This window comes from Streptomyces sp. NPDC031111 (assembly GCF_055570675.1).
Genome location: NZ_JBVIGS010000012.1, coordinates 267,006 through 287,119, shown reverse-complemented (window position 1 = coordinate 287,119; position 20,114 = coordinate 267,006). Strand labels below are relative to the sequence as shown.

Below are 20,114 nucleotides of genomic sequence, written 5' to 3'. Positions count from 1 at the left end.
ATTCGCCGGTTCGTGGGATGGGGTCGTTCTTCAAGGGGTGCGAGCATCCGCCGTCGCGGTGGTCGAAGTGCCCGCACCCGTACAAGGTCCGGTACAGGTCGGCGGCCGGGCAGCAGGTGGAGGAGTCGGGGTTCGCGACCCAGGACGCTGCCATCGGGCGGTTGATGGATGTCCACAAGGCCAAGAAGTCCGCGCCGGCCCGGCGTCGGTGCGGCACCTGGACTCCCTGCTGGAACACCACCTGCTGCCGCTGCTGGGCAGCCGGCGGATGGCGCTTCCGTGCCCGTGCCCGGACATGGCCGTCGCCGGTGCAGCATGGCTGCCCGGCATCACCATGCCGGGCGTCATCACATGCGTGGCGGGGGAAGAAGTCGAACCGACCGCCACGGCGGCCGACTCGTGGTGGATCAGTACGGCGAGTGCCGCGAGGAGAGCGATGACGGCAGCGCGCCCCCAGCGGACAACGCCGTGCCAGGCACGGGTTCGCGGGGCCCAGGCTCCCGGTGCTGTCGTCACTTGCCTCTGAGTATCTGGTGAGACGACTGTCCGCCAATATACCCATAGGGGGTAAGCCCGCACTCCCGAAACAGCCTCTGTCGCACCCGCCAGTGGTGGCACACCGCGCCCTCACCCCTGAGGCACGGACACCGCACCCGGTGCGCTGCGGCCCTCGCGCCGCACCCGCTGCTTTCGCTGCCCGAGCGGAGTGACGCCCCGTGGCTTGTACACCGCGAGCACCATGGCGAGCAGCAGCACGACCAGCGCCAGCACGGAGTGCAGCACAGGAGAGGAATTGCGCACCGAGGAGAGCTCGGCGTCCGGGTCCGCGGCCAGCTGCGCCATGGACCTGAAGGTCCCCATGTACGTCAGGAGTACGACGGTCGCCACCACGTTGATCAGGAGTTTGAACAGGACCCAGTAGTGCCGGAAGAGGCCCCAGGGCGTCCCCAAGGACTGGACGATGCCGGTGAGCAGCGCGGCGAAGGACAGGGGGACGAGGACACACCAGGCGGCCGGTTCCATCACGAGGTAGACCCCGCGTACCGTCGCCGGGTCCTGGCTGGTCAGGCCGATCACCGCCAAGGCGAGAAAGGCCACGATCGCGCCGAGCCAGCCGACCGAGGACGTGACGTGCACGACGAGAGCCAACTTGCGCAGGCGAGGCGGCATCGTCATCCGTTGGCTCCCGTGACCGGTCCAGTGATTGCAGTGACACCGCCGAGCGGAGCCTGTCCCCCGAGGTGACGGCCCGGACCGTGGTTGCCCGGTATCAGCAGCATGACCACGACGAGAAGGACTACGGCCAGCGCGACAAGCCCGGAGACCTTCACCCAGCGCGGTACCCCCGCACTCGAGACGCCGACGAAAGCCTCACCGGCCTCGTCGCGACGGTCCGGCTCCTGCGACGGATCCACCATGAGGAGTTCTCCCTGTCTCGCCCAGGCCCGGGCGGCTTGCCGTTCGGGTGACCCCAGACTTATCGATACACACTGTCGCTGTCAAACCATAGTGACGCACCATCAGCATCACGTACGCTTTCCGCGTGCCGAAACTGTGGAACGAGACGATCGAGGCGCACCGCCGGGACGTGCGCGACGCCATCCTGGACAGCACCGCCGCCCTGGCGGCCGAGAAGGGTCCGCTGTCCGTGACGATGTCGCAGATCGCGGAGAGGGCCGGTATCGGACGGGCCACGCTGTACAAGTACTTCCCGGACGTCGAAGCGATCCTGCACGCCTGGCACGCGCGTGAGATCGCCGGTCACCTAGCCCGACTGACAGAGGTCCGGGACCGTACCGAAGGGCCCGGCGCCCGCTGCGAAGCGGTGCTGGAGGCCTACGCCCTCATCACCCACGAATCCCACGGCCACCACAACACCGATCTCGGCGTCTTCCTGCACCAGGACGGCGGCAACCACCTCGCCCATGCGCACCGACACCTTCACCACATGGTTCAGGACCTGCTGACCGAAGCGGCACAGGCGGGCGACGTCAGAGACGACATCCCGCCCGCCGAACTCGCGCGCTACTGCCTCAGCGCCCTGGCCGCGGCACGCACCCTGCCGTCGGAGGCCGCCGTGCGGCGCCTGGTCACGGTCACCCTGGCAGGCGTGCGCCCGCCACAGCACTGACACCCTCCGGGAATCCCCGCCTCCTGAACGCCTCTCGGCCCCCAGTACGTACTAAGGGCGTCCGTAGACAGCAGCCAGAGGACGACGCACGTCGACGTGCTCGCGCGTAGGGCATGGGCGACGGCCAGTCGATGTGGAGGGCAGTCATGGGAAGTCCCGCTATGACCTGGCTGCTGGCGGCGGTGGCCGCACTCGTGGCCGTCGTGAGCACAGCCCGACTGGCCGCTGCCGGCAGCAGAGGGGCCCGGTTCGCGGCCGGAGGCGACGTAGTCATGGCCGGCGGCATGGCCGCCATGATCCTCCCCGCCACAACGGCCAGTTTCGGGGACCACAGTCTGTGGTGGGTGACGGGCTTCACCGCCATCGGCCTCGGCAGCATGGCCCTGTCCGTACACCACGCTCGGCTGTACGGCTGGCGACACGGCCGCCGCTGGGCGCATCACATCACCGGCAGCGCCGCCATGGTCATCATGACGCTCGCCACGCCGGGCACCGACTGCGGGCCCGTCCTGGCTCTGGGTGGGCACCCGATGACCGACATGAGTCACGGGCACGGATCCGCAGGGACGACCCACGCCCCTGAGATAACGGGTCTGGCTGGGGACTCGCACAGCATGGACCACTCCTCGGGAAGAACCGCCCACGACATGTCGACAGGCGCCACCGACGGTGCCGCGGCGGGAGGCTCGGCTCTGGCCTGGCGCGTTGTATTGATCGCCCTGGCCGTGTATTTCCTGCTCTCGATCGTCGCGTCCGTATGGGTGCGGCTCCGCGGCACCGACCGACGGACAGAGACGGGCCGCGGTGCAAGCAGGAGCCGCTGGGCACGGCGGCTCCTCGCTCCGCCTGACGCGATCGTGGTGTTCGTCGCTTCCCTGGCCCTCTCCATCTGGGACAAGGCCCACCTGGGAGGGGCCAAGCGCCGGTCCCCTACGCCAGGGGGCAACCGGAGCCGCCGTCGCCCGCCGGGTACGTCACCGGGCGCGGCCCTGACGGCCCATATCGGCATGGGCGGCACGATGTGCGCCATGCTCGTCATGATGGCCGCTTGACCGCGCCCGTCGCCATCCCTCAGATGTGACGCCGCTGAGGATCTCGCCAGGCTCTTCAGGTTGCCGCGCTCGACGGATCAGTGACCGCCGCTCGACGTAACGGCAAGGCGCTTCTTGAACGTTTTGCCTCCGTCCTTCGACTCGAACACCCCGGTCTGAGTGGCGGCGAGGACATGCTCGGCGGAGACAGCGGTGAGTGCCTGTGGCTGGCCGCCCGGCACAGCGGAGACCTTCTTCCACGTCGCGCCGCCATCCGTACTGCGGTTCAGGCCACCGGAAGTGTCGATGCCGTAGAGGGCATCCTCCGCACTCCACGAGAGGAAGACCATCACCGGCTTCTGTGCTTGGGCGAAGGTCTTCCCGCCGTCGCTGCTGCGGGCGATTCCCTCCGCCGTGGTAGCCAGGATGACACCCGGGTCGGTGGGGCTGACTGCTATGTCCAGGGCGTCGAGCCGGGCCCCGTCCTTCCAGGAAACGCCGTCCTTGGTCGTGCGGACCAGGCCGTTGGTGGAGTCGTAGCCGTAGACCGTGCCGTGGGCGAAGTCCAGAGCGTGGAAATCGGACTCGCCGGACAGGGACAGGGACTTCCACGTCTTGCCCGCGTCGGTGCTCTTGATGAGCCCCTTGTTACCGCCGGTGGTCGGATGGCCGCTGGCGTAGAAGGTCTTGTCGCCGGCCAGGGTGAAGCCCATGAAGTCGTCCTTGCTGTCGCCCACCAGCTCGGGCTTCCCCTTGGCGTCGGGGGTGTAGACGCCTTCGTGGGTGGCGACGTAGAGGCGCTGGTCGGCGGGGTCCAAACCGAGACCGTGAATATGGCTCACCGTCGTCCCGGTTGCGGACTTGCCGGCCGAGTCATCGCTGTCTCCGTTGTCGGAGCAGGCGGCCAGGGTAAGGGCGAGAGCCAGGGCAGTGGCTGCCACTGCGGCAGGGCGCTTGTTCATGATTCCTCGGAGCGTACGGGTGCACCGGAGCGGCGGCGGCCGATCGCGGTCGTGGCGGCATGGGGAGATGGCGGCCCGGGCTCCTCGGCTGCGCGCCTCGGAGCCCTGGGCGGTCAGTGGGTGATGCGGATCAGAGCCGGTCGAGGATCTTCTCGAACTTGTCGACCTCGACGGACTGGGTCTTCACGATGTCGGCGGCGAGCTTCTTGGCCGTGGCGTTACGGCCGTTCTTCTGCTCGTCCTCCGCCATGGTGATCGCGCCCTTGTGGTGCTCGATCATCATCTCCGCGAACATCCGGTCGAACTCTGTGCCCTTGGCGGCCTCGAGCTTCTGCATGTCCTCTTCGGACATCATTCCGGACATCCCGGACCCGTGGTCCATACCGCCGGACCCGTGATCCATGCCGGGCATGCTCTCCTCGGCGGACTCCGGCTTGCCCCAGGCCTTCAGCCAGGACTTCATGGTCTGGATCTCGGGATCCTGGGCCTTCTCGATGTCCGCGGCCAGGGTCTTGATCTCCGCGTCGGAGGCACGTCCGTCCGCGAGCTTGGCCATCTCCAGGGCCTGCTCGTGGTGCGGGATCATCATCTGCGCGAACATGACGTCCGCGTCATTGAACGCGCCGGGCGCCGGGTTTTCGCCCGCCGTCTGGCTGGCCGCGGCGGACGCGGAGCTACCGCTCCCGTGGTCCATGCCCTCCATGTCGTCCCCGCCGCAGGCGGTCAGCAGCAGCCCGCCTGCCGCAACGATGCTCACGATTGCCATACGGCGACGAAGGCGGCGACGCAAGGCAGGGTTGTGGGCGGTCATGAGCGTAATACCTCACTTGATCAGTTCTGTCGGTGAATGTGGCGGTACGCGCGGTGTGCGCGGGCATCGCGAAGCCCGCGCTGCGGGTCCGGCCTATATCCGCAGGACTGACAGTTGAGCGAGGAGAGGTCGAGGAGGTGGTGGGAGGGGACGCAGCATGGCCATCGCTTGGGCAAGCAGGGCCGTGCGCCGCTCCTTCCGAAGAGTCGCCGCGCTCAGGAACGACCACAGCAGCCATCCGGTGAGCACCGCCACGCATACGGACAGCACGTCCATGCCCGTTATGGGCCCGTCTGCCGTCGGTGCGCCAGGTGCAACCGCTCCATGGTCCGCCATCGCCACAGGCTCGCTGGAGGTCCGGGTCTCGGCGGTCCCCTGGGCCATGTCGCCCTGGTGCGTGCCGACGACGGCATGGGATGCGCCGTCTGTTCCCGGACCGGACGAGTGCTCCGGATGACCCATCGTGTGCATGGCGAACACGCCGAATGTGAGCGCGGCAAGCAGCAGGAGGTACCCGAAGGCCCCGCCCACACGCATCCGACTGCTCACACGCAACATGCCATACATGCTACTGAGCCGGTTACTAGAACGACGACCTGCCGACCGGGCCTCTCACACACCGGCCGTCGCAGGCAGGAGCTGCCTCGGGGGTCTCACACCCATTGGCCCTTTCTCGCCGGCACACGATCTCCGTGCGACAGTGCTCCCATCCTTCGCCGCCCGTCACCATGCCCCTCGTGATCGCCGTGCTCATGGCCGCCAGGCTCGTCCGCCACGTCGGCCCCGCGCCCAGTCAACGTCCTGCCGCTCAGGTCGTCGCGAGCCCTGCCGAGCGCGTCGGCGACCTGCCCGCTCTCCCCTGCCACAACGCGCAGAGCGGGTGCCGGCATCGACCGCTCGATGCCGTCCAGCCACTGCGCGTCCGCCGGTGCCGGAACGCCGCAGACGAGCAGCAGATCCGCGACGGCAGGCGCGTCCGCGACGGGCCACCCCCGCCGGCGTACCCCCGCCGGCGCACCTCCGCCTCGGCCTCCAGCCGGAGTTCCGTCGCTCCGGGCAGCGTCACCGTCAGCACCGCCGGGCGGGTCGTCGCCGTGTGCCGTAGAGCCCCTCTCAGGTCCGCCGCAGAGTCCTCTGAGAGCATCTCCCCGTCGAAGGCCAGGAAGATCATGGTGATCGGGTACCAGCGCACATGGAACCGGGACACGGCGTGCTCGCCCGGCTCGAGACCGCCGGCGAAGGGACCGGATTCGAGAGGGGCCCTCGCCGCCGCCAGCCACAGGCTCAGCCCGTAGAGGCCAGCCAGGCCGGCCCCGGCCACACCGAGAAGGACCAGCATCGGCTGCCATGCGTCCATCCCGCCCGACCGCCGTTCTCGGCGTCCACCGCCTGTACGCGCGACCGGCTGGTTCAGGTCCTGGAGGCGGGGCCCAAGCCGTCGGGAACATCCCACCCGGAAATCTTGTTACCCCCTGGGGGTATGATGACGCCTGGCTTTCAGGAAAGGGGTAGCACATGGTGCAGAAGGTGTACGACGTCCAGGGCATGACCTGCGCTCACTGCGTTCAGGCCGTCAGCTCCGAACTCAGCGGCCTTCCCGGAGTCGAGGATGTCCAGGTGGATCTGTCGTCGGGCAAGGTCACGGTGACCAGCGAGCAGCCGCTGGATTCCGCCGCCGTCGCCGCCGCGGTCGATGAGGCCGGCTACGAGGTCGTCGGCGGAGAGACCCAGTGACCCGGCGGACGGAAGTGCTGCGCCAGGCTGTCGGTCACCCCGTCGTCAGGCTCACGGCGGCGGCATTGCTCCAGGCGACGGCCTCCCACCTCACGGCTTCGGGATCGGCTCCGGCTCGCAAGGCCTGCGTGTGCGGCGCCCTCGCCCGCGCTGCCCGCTGAGCGATTTCCTTCACGCACCGCTCGCCGCCCGGTCATCGCGTACGGGTACCCTGATGCGCCGCGACGGTTGCGGAGCCGTCGCGGCGGCGCAACGGCGAGATGACGGAGCGTATGAGCAACGGAGCAAGAGCAGGGCAAGGAGCGGTCGGCCGACTGCTCCTCCTGCTGCTCCTCGCTCTCGGCCTGATGCACCTCCTCGCCCACGCGGGCAGCGCCGACACGGGCACCGAACACGGGACCGTCGCTCACGCCCACACCATGCAACCGGAGGCGATCGCACGGGAAGAAGGTGCGGCTCCGCCACGTGCGATGGCTTCTGACAGACACAACCCGCACGGCACTTCAGACGCTACAGAACTCGGCCTGTGCGCTGCCGTCATTGGCTGCTGCGCTCTCCTGGCAGCCGGTGGCCGACGGCTCCACGGGCGCCGCGTCGCCCTGTCTCTACAGCTCAGGCGGCGTGTTCAGGCCGCATGGCACACCTGGTACCGGCCAACTTGTCCGAGGCATTCGCCGAGCGTCAATATCGCGCAGCTGGCTGTCCTGCGAATCTAGGCCGCCACGGCGCGCAGGCGTAGTCACCGTCGTACCACGTCGTCTGACGAAGCAGGCCACAGCTCGAAGACCGGCACCTCCGGGGTCGGCCCGGGCCAAGAACCCGACACTCCTGCCGCTGACCTGACGCAACCCTGCCACGCACGTCCCCGGCGGGCCGGCATGCACTGCCGCATGCCCAGCCCAGCGAAAGGCCTCGACTCGTGACCCAGCCTTACCTCGCCGACCATGTCGGCATGCCCACCCAGCCACAGGCGCACCCCTCTCACCCACAGCAGTACGAGCAGCAGCCCGGCCATCAGCCCCACCCTCAGTCTCCGCAACAGCCGAGTATCCGTGTCCGCCCAGACGTATCAAGCCAGCCGACTGCCCCTCCCACCCGAGACCCGGCCCCTCTGGAACCGGAGACCGCACCCCGGCGCAGCCGGTCCTCCGTGTCCGACACCGCACCCCCGGCCGGCGGCCGCCGGGCGCGTCGGCGGGCGAAGAAGCGGACACCAGTGATCGGTGACTATCTGGGGTATGCCACAACGTTCGTGGGAGCGGGGCTGATCAGTGGCGCGGTGGTACACCATCCGCTGGACCCTGACCGGTACACGGTGATCGCGCTGGTCGGCGCAGGCGTCTTCCTCTGTGCGACCTTGCTCAACGAGTTCGTCCTCAAGCGGCAGCGGCCCAGCGCCTCGCAGGTGGCCGCGATCGTGCTGGCCTCGCTGGCACTGTCGTTCGGCATCGGCATGCTCAGCGGCGGGCTGCAACACTTCGATGACTTCCCGGAACGAGCAGCGATGCTGATCCCGTTTGGGCTGGCGCTGTCCTTCGTGGCGTATGTACTGCGCTATGACGCCACACGCTGGCGCAGCATCATCGGCCCGACCGGGCTGCTGGTGCTGGTCACCGCAGCGGTCGCGTTCATCGGGCTGCGCGATATCGCAGCCGACATGGCCGCGGAGCCCGGCAGTGGCGGCCACAGCCACGGCGAGGAGAACACCAGCGACGCGGAGACGGCGACCACGGACGACCATACGAGGGACACTCACACCGAGGACACCGGAACAAAGGTTCCCGACGCCTCCTCACCCAGCGCCGAAAGCACCGGAGGTGGCGCGAGCGAGGGAGAAGCCGGGCATGCGGAGGACGGGCACGGCCACTGAGTCGGGGGTACGCGGTCGGGAGCTGTCAGACGGGGTGAGCTCTGGTGGCTCCCGACACACGGAGGAAAACCGGGCTGGTTGCTCTCGGTCGGCGGTCGGCCCTGTCAGTGCACGTGTGGTCCACCAGTCGGCCGCGGTCTGCCTCGCGGTACGAGACCCAGGGCGGTGATGGGGCCGGCGGCTGCCGATCCGGCCGACGAGCCGGGCCCCGAGGTGGGGCGCCGACACCGGTCGCCATCATCATGAGCGGCGTCGACAGGTTCTCGGACCACTACAGCCCACGGAGCAAATAGGGCCCATCCCGTCGAGGGCACTGGAGCGGCGCTACGACAACCCCAGCACGCGCATCGCCAGACCGACCGTCGGCTTGGGGCCGAACGAGGCGGACTTCCGGGGCAACAGCACTCCGGCACCGGCCAGTTCCCACACCGTGTCCTGACTGATCACGGGCAGCAGGAGAGCGCTGCCGCTGCCCGGAGCGGACACGGCCACCATGGCCTGACGTATGTCATGGAAATACGTCACGGGGCGCGGCGAGGAGCTCGGACGGGTCACCGACACGGTCCGTGTCGTAGCGCACCGCCCGGAAGGGCCGGAGCTGCAACGGGGTCCGCTCGGGAAGGGGAACGATAGGGGTGGGCATCGAAAGCTCCCGGAGATAGGCAGGCCCAACAGGGGCGGGGCAGTGCCCCGCCCCTGGGCCGGAGGGCCGGTGGGTCAGACGGTCGCGGCAAGTCGCCCGGAAGCGGGCTGCGCCGCCAGTCGGCCGGTGCGGTGCAGGCCGTACAGGGCAGCGGCGCACGCCAGACCCAGCACGGCAAGCGTGATCCACGGCAGCGCGGGCATTCCGGCCGCACGGGCGGCGTCAAGCGCGGCTCCGGTGCCGAGGTTCCCAACGGTGATGCCGATGCCACAGATCGTGTTGTAGAGACCGTAGTGGGTGGCGACGAGGCGGTCGCCGGAGAGGCGGACGATGGTGTCCATCTCGAAGGGGTAGGCGATCATCGTGCCGATGGCCAGGAGCAGCGCGGCAAGCGTCGGCGGAACCGCCGCGAGCAGCCACAGCCCGGTCCGGGACTCCGGTACGGGCACGGCAGTGGCAAGCAGCAGGGGCACGTAGGCCAGGCCCATGGCCGCCAGTCCGCGCACGAGCGCCTGCCCGGGCTCGTACCGCGCCTTGCACCATGCAGTCACCCGCGTCTGGCCGATGATGGTGCTCAGTCCGGACACGGCGAAGAGCACCGCCACCGCCGCCGTGCCGAACTCCCCGTCGCCGCCGAGCCGGCGCACCTCCAGCGGCAGCGCCAGATAGACCTGGAAGGACAGGACGTACGAGCCGATCATGGCGGCGGAGAAGAGCAAGAACGGCCGGTTGGCGAGGAGGCCGCGCCACTGGGCGAACACTCCCTGACGGCCGTCGCTCTCCTGCCGCTTGCCGTCCTCGGCGCGGCGGGCGGGTAGCGCGCGGATCTGTACGGCGCTCAGCAGCGCGAAGATCCCGGCCGCCACGAGGCAGGTGACGCGGAAGTCGACCCCGGTCAGGACCATACCGACGAGGGGACCCAGCAGGATGCCGGCCTGGTAGAACACGTTGAACAGGGCGAACGCCTCGACTCTGCGCTCCCCCGCGTCGGCCGCGAGATATGCCCGCACGGCCGGGTTGAACAGCGCCCCGGCCAGCCCGGTTGCCGCAGACGCGGCCAGCAGCGCGGGCAACGAATCCACCAGCCCGAGCGCCGCGAAGCCGAGAGTACGCAGCACACAACCGGCGACGATCAGCGGCTTGTAGCCAAGCCGGTCCGCGAGCGTTCCGCCGACCAGGAACATGCCCTGCTGACTGAAGTTCCGTACGCCGAGGATGAGTCCGACGATCCAGCCGGCCAGGCCCAGCGTTCCGGACAGGTGTGCGGCCAGGTACGGCATCAGCATGTAGAAGCCGAGGTTGATCGTGAACTGGTTCACCATCAACAGCTGGACGCTGCTTTCGTACGACCGGACCTGGGTGAGCAGCCCCATCACCGGCCCTCCTCGGCGGAGTCTGACCCGGCAGCCGGCGCGACCTCGGGGACGTCGTGCTCCGCGCCTCGCAGAGTGAGGGGATCGACCACGGTGGTGCACCGAGTCCAGCAGGTGACCTCCTTTTCGTCCAGGCGGCCGATCAGCTCCGGTTCGAGCGCCGGTGGGGAGTCCAGCAGGCCGTGAGCGGTGCAGTAGTCGTCGTCGTACACCGTCCCCAGGTAACGCTGCGGGCCGTCGGGGAAGACGGCGACGATCCGTGCGTCCGCCGACATCGTCCGGGCCAGCCATCCGGCCACCAGCGCAACCGCGCCGACGCTCCACCCGCCGGTGGCGTAGTGGGAGGCGGCCAGTTGGCGGCACGTCCACACCGCCTCGGCCGGGCCCACCCAGTGCACCTCCGAGAAGTTCTCGTAGGCGACGTTGCGAGGGTAGATGCTGGAGCCCAGTCCGCGCATCAGGCGGGGCCGGGCGGGCTGGCCGAAGATCGTCGAACCGGTCGTGTCCACGCCGACGACGGTCAGCTCCGGAAAGAGCTGTCGCAGGACGCGGGAGACACCCGCGGAATGACCGCCGGTGCCGACACTGCACACCAACACGTCGATGTGACCCATCTCGGAAGCGAGTTCGAGAGCCAGCGGGGTGTAGGCGGCGACGTTGTCTGGATTGTTGTACTGGTCGGGGCACCAGGAGTCCGGATGTTGCTCCAACAGCCGCTGAACACGTTCGCGGCGGGCCTGCTGCCAGCCGCCCGTGGGATGTGGTTCCGAGACGACGTTGACCTGGGCGCCGTACGCCGTCAGCAGCCGGGTCATGGACAGCTCCAGCCCTGGATCGGTGACCAGTGTGACCGGATGGCCATACACCATCCCGGCCAGGGCCAGCCCAAGGCCCAGAGTTCCGCTGGTGGACTCGATGATCCGGCCACCGGGCCGCAGGTCGCCACGGGCACGAGCCCGCTCCACCATGTGCAGGCCCGGACGGTCCTTGATACCTCCGGGGTTGAACCCTTCGAGCTTCGCCCAGAAACCACGTCCGGCAGGAGCCAGCGGCTCCGACACCCGCAGCAGCGGGGTGTTGCCCACCAGCCCGGACAGGGTGGACCGGCCCGGGTCGACCGCGGGCTTGGTCAATGACTGCATGTCTATGTGTTCACTCTCGCTCGATGAATACCGGGTGCGGGTTCATCTCGCGCGTCCGGCCAAACGGCAGACCAAGAGTCCGCGCTCAGGCCGTGGGCACGCGGCAGCCTCGAAGTCGGTCGGCTGCGAGCGAGTGGTCTAGATCCGCCACCGCGACGTACGGACGAGCGCCAGGCGGCCGGTGCGTGTGCTGCGACGTCTACGGCATTCATGCCGTACTAGGGGTCGTCCCAGCGACAACGACACGGCAAGGAGTACGACGACGGCCAACGCGCCGAGGGGAAGATCCTCACTCGACTGAGCAGCGGTACGCACGATCACGTCCGCCGCACAGTCTTCGGCCCCATGGGGGGCGTGCGGGCCATGAGGTTCGTCGCCTGCTGCCATCGTCGAGGCCCCGGCCGTGACCGGCACCGACTCGTGCGTCTCCTCAGACACGCCATGCATGACGGCGCACAGCATGAGCGCCATCACAACGGTGCCGCGGACCGCCGAAGCGAGTCGATGCCACAGGGGCGGGCCGCATGGGACGTGCGCGGGCGTACGGGTGGGTGTCGGCACAGGTCCTCCGCGCTGCTGCCACGTCTCCGGCAAGGACGGAGTGAGGCGCAGACATGGGTGGGGGCAGGACGGCTTCGACGAACGTGACGAACCCATCATGAGCACGGGACGGGACGCTCGTCGCGCGAAACCAGCCGAACCGGTGACAGCCAGCAGGCCAGTTGGAGGAGTCTGTGCCCCTAGACCTGCTGCACCACGGAGACCGCTCTCAGAGCCACGGGGGGCGCACCGTCCATGGGCCTACCAGCGATTGGCCCGCGTACCGTTGCGGCATCGTAGGAACTGGTCGATTCGCGAACCGACGCTGCAAAGCAGGGAGCCACCAAAGCAGAACCCTGCTGAGGCTGTCCGGTTGCGCAGTGCTCGCCAGGGTGTGACGTTCCATGCCCGCCACCATGATCGTCGGCGTCGGCGGCAAACAGCCGCGCAGGCTCGCCGGCTGCGTGGTGGAAGTCATCGGCCTGTAGTGCGGCGGAGGTGAATGCGCTGGTGGAGAGGTGTCCCTGGACACCCTCCACGTGGATGCCGTGTGTCACGAGGAAGCCGGACAAGAGTACGGCCAGGGCCAGCACGCGCAACAGCGGTCCCGCACCGGAGCGGGACCCGACCATGCGCCGACGCGAGCAAGCCGTAACCATGCCGTGATCCTAGCGGTTCGTTGGCAGTGGTCGACCACCAGTCCCGAAACACTGGGTCAACTCGTCAGACCAATGGCTTGTTTGCTGCGGCGAGTGTGCCACGGCAGCCTCCGGAAGGAGCGTCCTCACGCACGGTCGCCGTCACAACGACGTCGACGGCAACCTGTGGCCGCCGCCCATCTCACCGCCTGTACCGAGCCGATCTGACGCACGATTGGGGCGTGGATTCGCACTGGAGCGGTGAGGGCCGCGTGCCTCAGTGTGCGTTCTCAGCCTCCTCCTCGGCGGGCTTGGTCTGTGAGGGCTGCCCGGACTCGTCCGCCACGCCACCCGCATGCACGGTGAAGGCGGCTGTACGGACCTTGCCCTCGTGCTGGAAGTCCAGGAACAGGCGGTACGCGCCGGCACTGGGCGCCGTCGCAGACAAGGAGACCTCGGGGCCGGGCTTTGTCTTGCCGCCGCCGGGCTCGCCGTTGGGGTGGACGTGCAGATAGGCGAGGTCGCCGGAACGCAGGGCCACCAGGTGGCCGTAGGCGCCCAGGTACGGCTGAAGGTCCCGGACCGGCTTGCCGCCCTTTGCCACCGTCAGCGTCAGGTCACTGGCCTTGCCAGGGGTCAGGGTGCCGTCGATTTTCACCTCGTATTCGTCGGTCCTGGCCGTCGTGTTGTGCTCGGGCAGCTCAGCGGGCTCGTACGCCCCGGACGCCGCAAGGTCCGCACCGAGGGTGAGCGCCTCGCCGCCCCGGGGCTTGAAGTCCGCGAAGACGCGGTGACCGCCCGCCTTGGGCAGCTCCACGGGCATGTACCAGGTGCCGTCGACTGCCCGGGCGGGGTGGAGATGGCGGTAGACGGTGAGGTCGCGTGAGGCGAGGATCAGGTGGAGCTCCTTGCCGTGTTCACGCTGGTACACGGTGACGTTTCGGCCGGTCCCGTCCCCCATATGCCCCTCGGGCCCGCTGTGAGCGGCACTTTTCGGTTCGGGTGAGATCGCATCGACCGCTCCACCCACGCCATAGGCGGTGCCGAAGGTCGCAGCGACAGCGGCGGTGAAGGCGGTGATCCGCAGTCCAGTGTTCATGGCCGGCTCCTCATCTCCAGGCCGCTTCAAGGCACGGCCGATGCAGTTGACATACCCATGGGGGGTATAAAGCCCAACCACGATCACCCCTTGCGACAGGTACGGGTAGGGGGTATACATGAAGCCGTCGCCTATACCCCCGAGGGGTATCTACTCACCAGCTCTGGAGAAGCCCATGTCGAACTGCTGCACTCCTGACGGAAGCTGCCACAGCAGCACGCAGGTCACGACCACCTACAAGGTCGACGGCGTCGGCAGCGCCCACTGCCAGGGCGTTGTCTCGGACGCCGTGGGCGGCCTTGACGAGATCACCGCGGTCAACGTCGAGATCGGCACCGGTCTGGTCACCGTGACGACCGCCACCGAGCCCGACGAGGCACTCGAGGCACTGATCGCCAAGACCGTCGACGAGGCCGGCTACGACTTCGCCGGCAGCGTGGCCGCCTGACCCACGTGCCGGCCAGGGGGCCGCGCTCTCTTCGCGGCCCCCTGGCCCATCCGCCGCACATCGCGCCTGAGTTCCGAGGAGCAGACATGACCACCACCACGCCCGGTGCCGCCGAGGTCGAACTGGCCATCGGCGGCATGACCTGCGCCTCGTGCGCCGCCCGCATCGAGAAGAAGCTCAACCGCATGGACGGGGTCGAGGCCACCGTCAACTACGCGACCGAGAAGGCCAAGATCACCTACCGAGAGGAGGTTACTGTCCCCGACCTGATAGCCACGGTCGAGGCCACCGGATACACGGCGCGCGAACCCGAGCCCGTACGCACTGAGCCGGAAGCCGACGGCGGCACCGCCCACGAGGAGGGCGACGAACTACAGCCACTGCGCCAGCGGCTGACGGCCGCCGTGGTCCTGGCCGTGCCGGTGATCGCGATGGCCATGATCCCGGCGTTGCAGTTCGAGTACTGGCAGTGGCTCTCGCTCACGTTGGCGGCACCCGTGGTGACGTATGCCGCCTGGCCGTTCCACAAGGCCGCCTGGACCAACGCCAAGCACGGCGCGGCCACCATGGACACGCTGATCTCCGTCGGTACGTCGGCTGCATTCCTGTGGTCGCTGTGGGCGCTGTTCTTCGGTACGGCCGGAACACCCGGCATGACGCACCCCTTCGAGCTGACCATCGCCCGCAGCGACGGCGCCGGGAACATCTACCTCGAAGCCGCGGCGGGCGTCACGGCCTTCATCCTGGCCGGGAGATACTTCGAGGCACGGTCCAAGCGGAAGGCGGGGGCAGCGCTGAAGGCCCTGCTGGAGCTGGGCGCCAAGGAGGTCACGCTGCTGCGTGACGGCGGCGAGGAACTCATCCCCGTCGGTGATCTGAAGGTCGGGGACCGGTTCCTCGTACGCCCCGGCGAGAAGATCGCCACCGACGGCGTGGTGGTCGAGGGGGCCTCCGCCGTGGACGCCTCGATGCTCACCGGCGAATCCGTGCCGGTCGAGGTCGGCACCGGGGACGCCGTCACCGGGGCGACGCTGAACGCCGGCGGGCGTCTGGTTGTCGAGGCCACCCGGATCGGCGCCGACACCCAGCTCGCCCGCATGGCGAAACTGGTGGAGGACGCACAGAACGGCAAGGCCGCCGCCCAGCGGCTCGCCGACAGGATCTCCGCGGTGTTCGTCCCGGTCGTGATCGCCCTGGCGCTCGGCACCCTGGGCTTCTGGCTCGGCAACGGCGCGGGCCTGACCGCCGCCTTCACCGCAGCGGTGGCCGTACTGATCATCGCCTGCCCGTGCGCCCTGGGCCTGGCCACGCCGACCGCCCTCATGGTCGGCACCGGACGTGGCGCCCAGCTCGGCATCCTCATCAAGGGCCCCGAGGTCCTGGAGACGACCCGCAAGGTCGACACCATCGTCCTGGACAAGACCGGCACCGTCACCACCGGCCGCATGACCCTGCTCGACGTCCACACCGCCGACAGCACGGACGAGGACGAGGTCCTGCGCCTCGCGGGCGCACTGGAGCACGCCTCCGAGCACCCCATCGCCCAGGCCGTCGCCTCCGGCGCCTCCGCCCGGGTCGGCACCCTGCCCGCCCCGGAGGATTTCGCGAACATCGCCGGCCTCGGTGTCCAGGGCGTCGTCGAGGGCCACGCGGTCCTCGTCGGCCGGGAGAAGCTACTGGACGAGTGGGTCATCTCCCTGCCGGACAAGCTCCGGCAGGCCAAGGCCGAAGCCGAGGCGGCGGGACGTACCGCCATCGCGGTCGCCTGGGACGGCGAGGCCCGCGCGGTCCTCGAGGTCGCGGACGCCATCAAGGAGACCAGCCCGGAGGCCATCAAGCGGCTGCGCGCCCTCGGTCTGACGCCCATCCTGCTGACCGGTGACAACAAGGCGGTCGCCGAGGCGGTCGCCGCCGAGGTGGGCATCGCACCCGAGCACGTGATCGCCGAAGTCCTGCCGCAGGACAAGGTCGACGTGGTCCAGCGCCTCCAGGGCGAGGGACGTTCGGTCGCCATGGTCGGCGACGGTGTCAACGACGCGGCCGCGCTGGCCCAGGCCGACCTGGGGCTGGCGATGGGTACGGGTACGGACGCGGCGATCGAGGCGGGCGACCTGACGCTCGTGCGGGGTGACTTGAGGGCCGCGGCGGACGCCATCCGTCTCTCCCGCAAGACACTGGGCACCATCCGGTCCAACCTCTTCTGGGCCTTCGCCTACAACGTCGCCGCACTGCCGCTCGCCGCGGCCGGCCTGCTCAACCCGATGATCGCCGGAGCGGCCATGGCCTTCTCCTCGGTCTTCGTCGTCGGCAACAGCCTGCGCCTGCGCGGCTTCCAGCCCACCGACCGCTGAAACGGGCCAACAAGGAGAGGGAGGCCATCGTGACCGGATTCCAAGGCCGAAAGAGCGACATCGTCCGACGGCTGCGCCGGATCGAGGGCCAGGTGCGAGGGCTGCAGCGCATGGTCGAGGAGGACGCCTACTGCATCGACGTCCTCACCCAGGTCGCCGCCACCAACGCCGCGCTCCAGTCGTGCGCCCTCACCCTCCTGGAGGAGCACCTCAACGGCTGCGTCACAGAAGCCATCGTGGGGGGCGGCGACCAGGCCCAGGCGAAGGTCGGCGAGGCATCCCAGGCCGTCGCGCGGCTCGTACGGGCGGCCTGAAACCGAGCTTCCGGGCCCGGGCGGTTGAACCGCCCCGGCCCGGATCTGTTGTGCCTGCTCTCGCCGGCCTTGCCCAGCGGTGCCATGGCAAGTAGTGGTCACAGGTGCAGGGTGCGGTGCAGGACGTCGGTAAGTCGGGTGAACTTCCCCTCGGCATGACCGGTGTCGGTGCGGGCGGAGTCGGTGACGCAGCGGCGTACACGGTCGTCGAGCAGGCCCACGGCGACTTGCTGCAGGGCCCGCGTGGCGGCGCTGATCTGGGTGAGGACGTCGACGCAGTCGCGGTCGCCGGTGACCATGCGGGAGATGCCACGTATCTGGCCCTCGATCCTATTCAGGCGGGCCAGGTGGTCGGCCTTGTGGTCGGCGTGTGACCGAGGGCCTGCGCAAACTGATCATGCGCGTCTTGTGTGGTGGCTGGAACAGTGGTCATCGGGGTTCGCCTCCCCCGCTCGTACCGCCGGTTGTCGGGGCGGCGTAGCGGTGTGGGTCGGCGTCGAATGCGCCGACGCAATGAGCGGAGCAGAAGTGGTAGGTGCCGTCCTTGGTTTGGCGGTGTTCGGCGGCGGTCACCTTGTCCAACTGCACGCCGCATACCGGGTCCACCACCGTGCTGTCGCTGCCGCCATGGGAGGCAGCGTCGTGGCGCCCATGGCCAGAAATGGTTGCCGTGCTGCTGGCCGGGGCCCGGTCCGCAGCGCGCTCCACGCGGGGCTGGACGGGCGCCGGTCGGACATCGGGCAGCGGCTGGGAGGCGGAAAGGATCACAACGCAGTCGAAGGCACTCATGAGCTGCTCGCCTCCCTGTTCGGACCTCACTCTCCAACGTGTGCCTCGAGACGCCTACCAGGTAGGGGCTGAACGGCCCATGAGCATGGGCTGTCCGGCCCCAGACCGCGGCATAGACAAGAGAGAACATGCAGGTGAAAGGCGAGGAACCCTGGGTGCCCGGCTCGGGTACTTGCCGAAGCAGGTGAAGGGCCATGTTCTGGTACGGCCATGAAGTCAGCGGTTGGGGCTGGTTCGCGATGTCGGCCGGCATGATCGTGTTCTGGGCGCTGATCATCATCCTCGCGGTGCTGCTGTTCCGCGCTCTGAATCAGCCGCACGAACACACGCACACCTCAGCCGCACCCGCACCGGAAGACATCCTCCGTGAGCGTCTGGCCCGCGGGGAGATCGATGAAGAGGAGTACCGGCGCCGCCTGACTGCAATGCACGTCGGCCCCCTCACCAAAACCTGAGCAACGACCGCACTCGCTGCGGCCCCTGCCCTCCTTTGAAGGAGGCTCGTGATGAACGACAAGCGCAACTACGGCATGCTCGCAGCCGCGATCGTCGTCGTCGGCGTCCTGATGGTCGGCGCGTCGCCGGAAACCCTGGTCTGGCTGGTCCTCGTGGCTGCCTGCCCGCTGATGATGTTCTTCATGATGCGCGGCATGCACGGCGGCCACGACGATCAGCGTCCTGCGGACCGGGCCAAGGACCCGCTGCACAAGCACGACCATCACTCCGGTCGACCGCCTACCAGCGCCGCATGAGCACGCTCGCTCACGGACGGCGCACCGCCGCCCGCCGGGGCACAACCGTGGGAGGACTCCATGGCTGACGCCGCACACGGCCTGTGGCCGCTGGTGGTCCTCAACGCCCTGCTCCTCGTGGTGTTCTCGGCCGGCTTCTTCCACCCCAGGACGCAGCGAGAATGGCGTGCGATGGGCGCCTACAGCGCGCGTTCCTCGTTGCCCTTTCACCGAGATGTACGGCATCCCGCTGACCGTCAACCTGCTGGGCAATCGGCTCGGCTCCGGTTTCCCCCTGCTGAAGGACGCCCACGCCGGCGGCCACCTGTGGAACGACCTGACCGGCTGGTCCGGCGATCCACACGTGAGCCCCTGCCACCTGGCCCGCTCTGTCGCCATCGGTACCGGATTCTGGCTGATCGCCACCACCTGGAAGGGCCTGCACGAAGCCGCCCAGCACGAGATCGGCTTCCCGCTGCCATGGCCGACCGTCCCGACCATGTTCCCGGTTCTGGTGTACATGTACCTCCGGCTGGCCCGCAGCGAAGAATGTCGTGGGCGGTGCGCCGAGGTATCTGGCGATCGCTCTGCCGGTGGCTGCGGTGCTCGCCCTCCCCGGGCTTCTGGCCGCCGACGCGCCCGCAGCCGCCTGGGGCCTGTGGGGCGCTACCACCCTCGCCGCCGGCCTGACATCGGCCGTCGCCGACACCCTGCGCGACACCCCCGACCGGAACGACGGCAGGGCAGGAGGGCCGCGGTGACCCGCGACGCGGCCGGGCGAAGGCAGACACACATCCCACCTCATGAAAGGGCCGTCCGTCGCCGGTTTTCCCCGCGACGGACGGCCCTTCGATGGTTTTCTGGCCTGCCGTTCCTGGTGGGTTGCCCCCGGGCCTTATACGCCGGTCTTCTCCCCTCGCGTCTCGGAAGCAGCCGCGGCCGGCTGTGCTACCGCCATTGCCGCCTTGTCGCCACGCATGACCAGCAGGGTGGCAATGCCGCCCACCGCGGCGATCGCGGCCGCCCAGACGAACGCCGCGCTGAAGCCGTCCGTCAGTGCGGGGAGGTTGCCCAGTTGGCCGGCGCCCTGTGACGTGGCCACCGCGGTCAGCGCGGCGAGACCCAGCGCGGAGCCGACCTGATAGGTGGTGTTCACGATGCCGGAAGCCAGGCCCGCCTGTTCCTGCGGGGCGCCGGACATGGCGGCCATCATCGCCGGGATGTAGGCGAGCGACATGCCGAGCGCGGCGACCAGCGACGCGGGCAGGACATCGACCACGAAGGTGCCGGTGGGCTCGACTGATACGGCTCCGCCGGTCTACGGGTGTTCAACACACACTGAAGGCACAACCACCGGCACGGATCCGCCTGGAACTGACTGCTCCCGCCGTTGTGTCCTTTCCCGTGCGGACCCCACACAAGAAGGCTGTGGCCTCTGCCCGCGCGGAGCGGGATGGCAGCCACAGCCCCTTCTCGGTGTATTGCTGGCCGACCGCACGTACTCTGC

21 protein-coding genes and 1 pseudogene are annotated in these 20,114 nt (G+C 69.0%); 10 read left to right on the top strand and 12 right to left on the bottom strand.

Annotated elements, in window-relative coordinates; translation table 11 throughout:
• Nucleotides 1-627: 627 nt before the first annotated feature.
• Nucleotides 628-1,176 (bottom strand): hypothetical protein, encoded by a 549-nt coding sequence (locus ACZ470_RS25325; protein WP_468430699.1) that lies wholly within the window; start codon nucleotides 1,174-1,176, stop codon nucleotides 628-630.
• A gap of 367 nt (nucleotides 1,177-1,543) precedes the next feature.
• Between ACZ470_RS25325 and ACZ470_RS25320 the strand changes: the two genes are divergently transcribed.
• The gene (locus ACZ470_RS25320) at nucleotides 1,544-2,131 is read left to right on the top strand and encodes a TetR/AcrR family transcriptional regulator (RefSeq protein ID WP_468430698.1); all 588 of its coding nucleotides are present in this window, start codon (nucleotides 1,544-1,546) and stop codon (nucleotides 2,129-2,131) included.
• A 146-nt stretch (nucleotides 2,132-2,277) separates the two neighbouring features.
• A complete protein-coding gene (locus ACZ470_RS25315; protein ID WP_468430697.1) occupies nucleotides 2,278-3,183 on the top strand; it encodes a DUF5134 domain-containing protein in 906 nt (301 codons plus the stop codon).
• Nucleotides 3,184-3,260: 77 nt separating this feature from the next.
• Here ACZ470_RS25315 and ACZ470_RS25310 read toward each other — a convergent pair whose 3' ends face one another.
• The 4 genes from ACZ470_RS25310 to ACZ470_RS25295 form a co-directional block, all read right to left on the bottom strand.
• Nucleotides 3,261-4,124 (bottom strand): F510_1955 family glycosylhydrolase, encoded by an 864-nt coding sequence (locus ACZ470_RS25310; RefSeq protein WP_468430695.1) that lies wholly within the window; start codon nucleotides 4,122-4,124, stop codon nucleotides 3,261-3,263.
• Nucleotides 4,125-4,254: 130 nt separating this feature from the next.
• A complete protein-coding gene (locus ACZ470_RS25305) occupies nucleotides 4,255-4,935 on the bottom strand; it encodes a DUF305 domain-containing protein (RefSeq protein WP_468430693.1) in 681 nt (226 codons plus the stop codon).
• 93 nt (nucleotides 4,936-5,028) lie between these two features.
• Nucleotides 5,029-5,493 carry a DUF6153 family protein gene (locus tag ACZ470_RS25300; protein WP_468430691.1) on the bottom strand — a complete coding sequence of 155 codons (465 nt, stop codon included), beginning with the start codon at nucleotides 5,491-5,493 and terminating at the stop codon, nucleotides 5,029-5,031.
• Nucleotides 5,494-5,743: 250 nt separating this feature from the next.
• Entirely contained in the window at nucleotides 5,744-6,292 is a 549-nt protein-coding gene (locus tag ACZ470_RS25295; protein WP_468430689.1) for an NADH-quinone oxidoreductase subunit A, read from the bottom strand.
• A 158-nt stretch (nucleotides 6,293-6,450) separates the two neighbouring features.
• Here ACZ470_RS25295 and ACZ470_RS25290 point away from each other — a divergent pair, with 158 nt between their 5' ends.
• Nucleotides 6,451-6,669 (top strand): heavy-metal-associated domain-containing protein, encoded by a 219-nt coding sequence (locus ACZ470_RS25290; RefSeq protein ID WP_468430687.1) that lies wholly within the window; start codon nucleotides 6,451-6,453, stop codon nucleotides 6,667-6,669.
• 1,216 nt (nucleotides 6,670-7,885) lie between these two features.
• The gene (locus ACZ470_RS25285; protein ID WP_468430685.1) at nucleotides 7,886-8,539 is read left to right on the top strand and encodes a hypothetical protein; all 654 of its coding nucleotides are present in this window, start codon (nucleotides 7,886-7,888) and stop codon (nucleotides 8,537-8,539) included.
• A 324-nt stretch (nucleotides 8,540-8,863) separates the two neighbouring features.
• Here ACZ470_RS25285 and ACZ470_RS25280 read toward each other — a convergent pair whose 3' ends face one another.
• The 4 genes from ACZ470_RS25280 to ACZ470_RS25265 form a co-directional block, all read right to left on the bottom strand.
• A complete protein-coding gene (locus tag ACZ470_RS25280) occupies nucleotides 8,864-9,094 on the bottom strand; it encodes a hypothetical protein (RefSeq protein WP_468430684.1) in 231 nt (76 codons plus the stop codon).
• Between the two features lie 162 nt (nucleotides 9,095-9,256).
• Nucleotides 9,257-10,555 carry an MFS transporter gene (locus ACZ470_RS25275; RefSeq protein WP_468430682.1) on the bottom strand — a complete coding sequence of 433 codons (1,299 nt, stop codon included), beginning with the start codon at nucleotides 10,553-10,555 and terminating at the stop codon, nucleotides 9,257-9,259.
• On the bottom strand, nucleotides 10,555-11,697 hold the full coding sequence (locus tag ACZ470_RS25270) for a PLP-dependent cysteine synthase family protein (RefSeq protein ID WP_468430680.1): 1,143 nt from the start codon (nucleotides 11,695-11,697) through the stop codon (nucleotides 10,555-10,557). The genes ACZ470_RS25275 and ACZ470_RS25270 overlap by 1 nt, the downstream gene beginning before the upstream one ends.
• 1,455 nt (nucleotides 11,698-13,152) lie before the next feature.
• Entirely contained in the window at nucleotides 13,153-13,974 is an 822-nt protein-coding gene (locus ACZ470_RS25265; protein ID WP_468430678.1) for a hypothetical protein, read from the bottom strand.
• Between the two features lie 175 nt (nucleotides 13,975-14,149).
• Between ACZ470_RS25265 and ACZ470_RS25260 the strand changes: the two genes are divergently transcribed.
• The 3 genes from ACZ470_RS25260 (at nucleotide 14,150) to ACZ470_RS25250 (ending at nucleotide 17,087) form a co-directional block, all read left to right on the top strand.
• Entirely contained in the window at nucleotides 14,150-14,422 is a 273-nt protein-coding gene (locus ACZ470_RS25260; protein ID WP_468430676.1) for a heavy-metal-associated domain-containing protein, read from the top strand.
• 86 nt (nucleotides 14,423-14,508) lie between these two features.
• Nucleotides 14,509-16,773: a heavy metal translocating P-type ATPase gene (locus tag ACZ470_RS25255; RefSeq protein WP_468430674.1), complete on the top strand. Its 2,265-nt coding sequence runs from the start codon at nucleotides 14,509-14,511 to the stop codon at nucleotides 16,771-16,773.
• Nucleotides 16,770-17,087, top strand: a complete 318-nt coding sequence (locus ACZ470_RS25250) for a metal-sensitive transcriptional regulator (protein ID WP_468430737.1) — start codon at nucleotides 16,770-16,772, stop codon at nucleotides 17,085-17,087. The genes ACZ470_RS25255 and ACZ470_RS25250 overlap by 4 nt, the downstream gene beginning before the upstream one ends.
• A gap of 98 nt (nucleotides 17,088-17,185) precedes the next feature.
• Here ACZ470_RS25250 and ACZ470_RS25245 read toward each other — a convergent pair whose 3' ends face one another.
• Together ACZ470_RS25245 and ACZ470_RS25240 are read right to left on the bottom strand one after the other, a co-directional pair.
• Entirely contained in the window at nucleotides 17,186-17,386 is a 201-nt protein-coding gene (locus ACZ470_RS25245) for a metal-sensing transcriptional repressor (protein ID WP_468430672.1), read from the bottom strand.
• 130 nt (nucleotides 17,387-17,516) lie between these two features.
• Nucleotides 17,517-17,876, bottom strand: a complete 360-nt coding sequence (locus tag ACZ470_RS25240; RefSeq protein ID WP_468430670.1) for a YHS domain-containing protein — start codon at nucleotides 17,874-17,876, stop codon at nucleotides 17,517-17,519.
• A 194-nt stretch (nucleotides 17,877-18,070) separates the two neighbouring features.
• Between ACZ470_RS25240 and ACZ470_RS25235 the strand changes: the two genes are divergently transcribed.
• The 3 genes from ACZ470_RS25235 (at nucleotide 18,071) to ACZ470_RS25225 (ending at nucleotide 19,368) form a co-directional block, all read left to right on the top strand.
• Entirely contained in the window at nucleotides 18,071-18,331 is a 261-nt protein-coding gene (locus tag ACZ470_RS25235; RefSeq protein ID WP_468430668.1) for an SHOCT domain-containing protein, read from the top strand.
• A gap of 51 nt (nucleotides 18,332-18,382) precedes the next feature.
• The gene (locus tag ACZ470_RS25230) at nucleotides 18,383-18,628 is read left to right on the top strand and encodes a DUF2933 domain-containing protein (protein ID WP_468430666.1); all 246 of its coding nucleotides are present in this window, start codon (nucleotides 18,383-18,385) and stop codon (nucleotides 18,626-18,628) included.
• Nucleotides 18,629-19,161: 533 nt separating this feature from the next.
• Entirely contained in the window at nucleotides 19,162-19,368 is a 207-nt protein-coding gene (locus ACZ470_RS25225; protein WP_468430664.1) for a hypothetical protein, read from the top strand.
• Between the two features lie 134 nt (nucleotides 19,369-19,502).
• Here the strand turns inward: ACZ470_RS25225 and ACZ470_RS25220 are convergent.
• Nucleotides 19,503-19,910, bottom strand: a pseudogene (locus tag ACZ470_RS25220) (MFS transporter); the annotation flags it as partial.
• Nucleotides 19,911-20,114 lie beyond the last annotated feature (204 nt).

Coding starts and splice junctions, on each gene's coding strand:
- ACZ470_RS25325 (WP_468430699.1), bottom strand. CDS start 1,176: ATGACGATGCCGCCTCGCCTGCGCAAGTTGGCTCTCGTCGTGCACGTC.
- ACZ470_RS25315 (WP_468430697.1), top strand. CDS start 2,278: ATGGGAAGTCCCGCTATGACCTGGCTGCTGGCGGCGGTGGCCGCACTC.
- ACZ470_RS25310 (WP_468430695.1), bottom strand. CDS start 4,124: ATGAACAAGCGCCCTGCCGCAGTGGCAGCCACTGCCCTGGCTCTCGCC.
- ACZ470_RS25305 (WP_468430693.1), bottom strand. CDS start 4,935: ATGACCGCCCACAACCCTGCCTTGCGTCGCCGCCTTCGTCGCCGTATG.
- ACZ470_RS25300 (WP_468430691.1), bottom strand. CDS start 5,493: ATGTTGCGTGTGAGCAGTCGGATGCGTGTGGGCGGGGCCTTCGGGTAC.
- ACZ470_RS25295 (WP_468430689.1), bottom strand. CDS start 6,292: ATGGACGCATGGCAGCCGATGCTGGTCCTTCTCGGTGTGGCCGGGGCC.
- ACZ470_RS25290 (WP_468430687.1), top strand. CDS start 6,451: ATGGTGCAGAAGGTGTACGACGTCCAGGGCATGACCTGCGCTCACTGC.
- ACZ470_RS25275 (WP_468430682.1), bottom strand. CDS start 10,555: ATGGGGCTGCTCACCCAGGTCCGGTCGTACGAAAGCAGCGTCCAGCTG.
- ACZ470_RS25270 (WP_468430680.1), bottom strand. CDS start 11,697: ATGCAGTCATTGACCAAGCCCGCGGTCGACCCGGGCCGGTCCACCCTG.
- ACZ470_RS25265 (WP_468430678.1), bottom strand. CDS start 13,974: ATGAACACTGGACTGCGGATCACCGCCTTCACCGCCGCTGTCGCTGCG.
- ACZ470_RS25260 (WP_468430676.1), top strand. CDS start 14,150: ATGTCGAACTGCTGCACTCCTGACGGAAGCTGCCACAGCAGCACGCAG.
- ACZ470_RS25255 (WP_468430674.1), top strand. CDS start 14,509: ATGACCACCACCACGCCCGGTGCCGCCGAGGTCGAACTGGCCATCGGC.
- ACZ470_RS25245 (WP_468430672.1), bottom strand. CDS start 17,386: ATGGTCACCGGCGACCGCGACTGCGTCGACGTCCTCACCCAGATCAGC.
- ACZ470_RS25240 (WP_468430670.1), bottom strand. CDS start 17,876: ATGAGTGCCTTCGACTGCGTTGTGATCCTTTCCGCCTCCCAGCCGCTG.
- ACZ470_RS25235 (WP_468430668.1), top strand. CDS start 18,071: ATGTTCTGGTACGGCCATGAAGTCAGCGGTTGGGGCTGGTTCGCGATG.
- ACZ470_RS25230 (WP_468430666.1), top strand. CDS start 18,383: ATGAACGACAAGCGCAACTACGGCATGCTCGCAGCCGCGATCGTCGTC.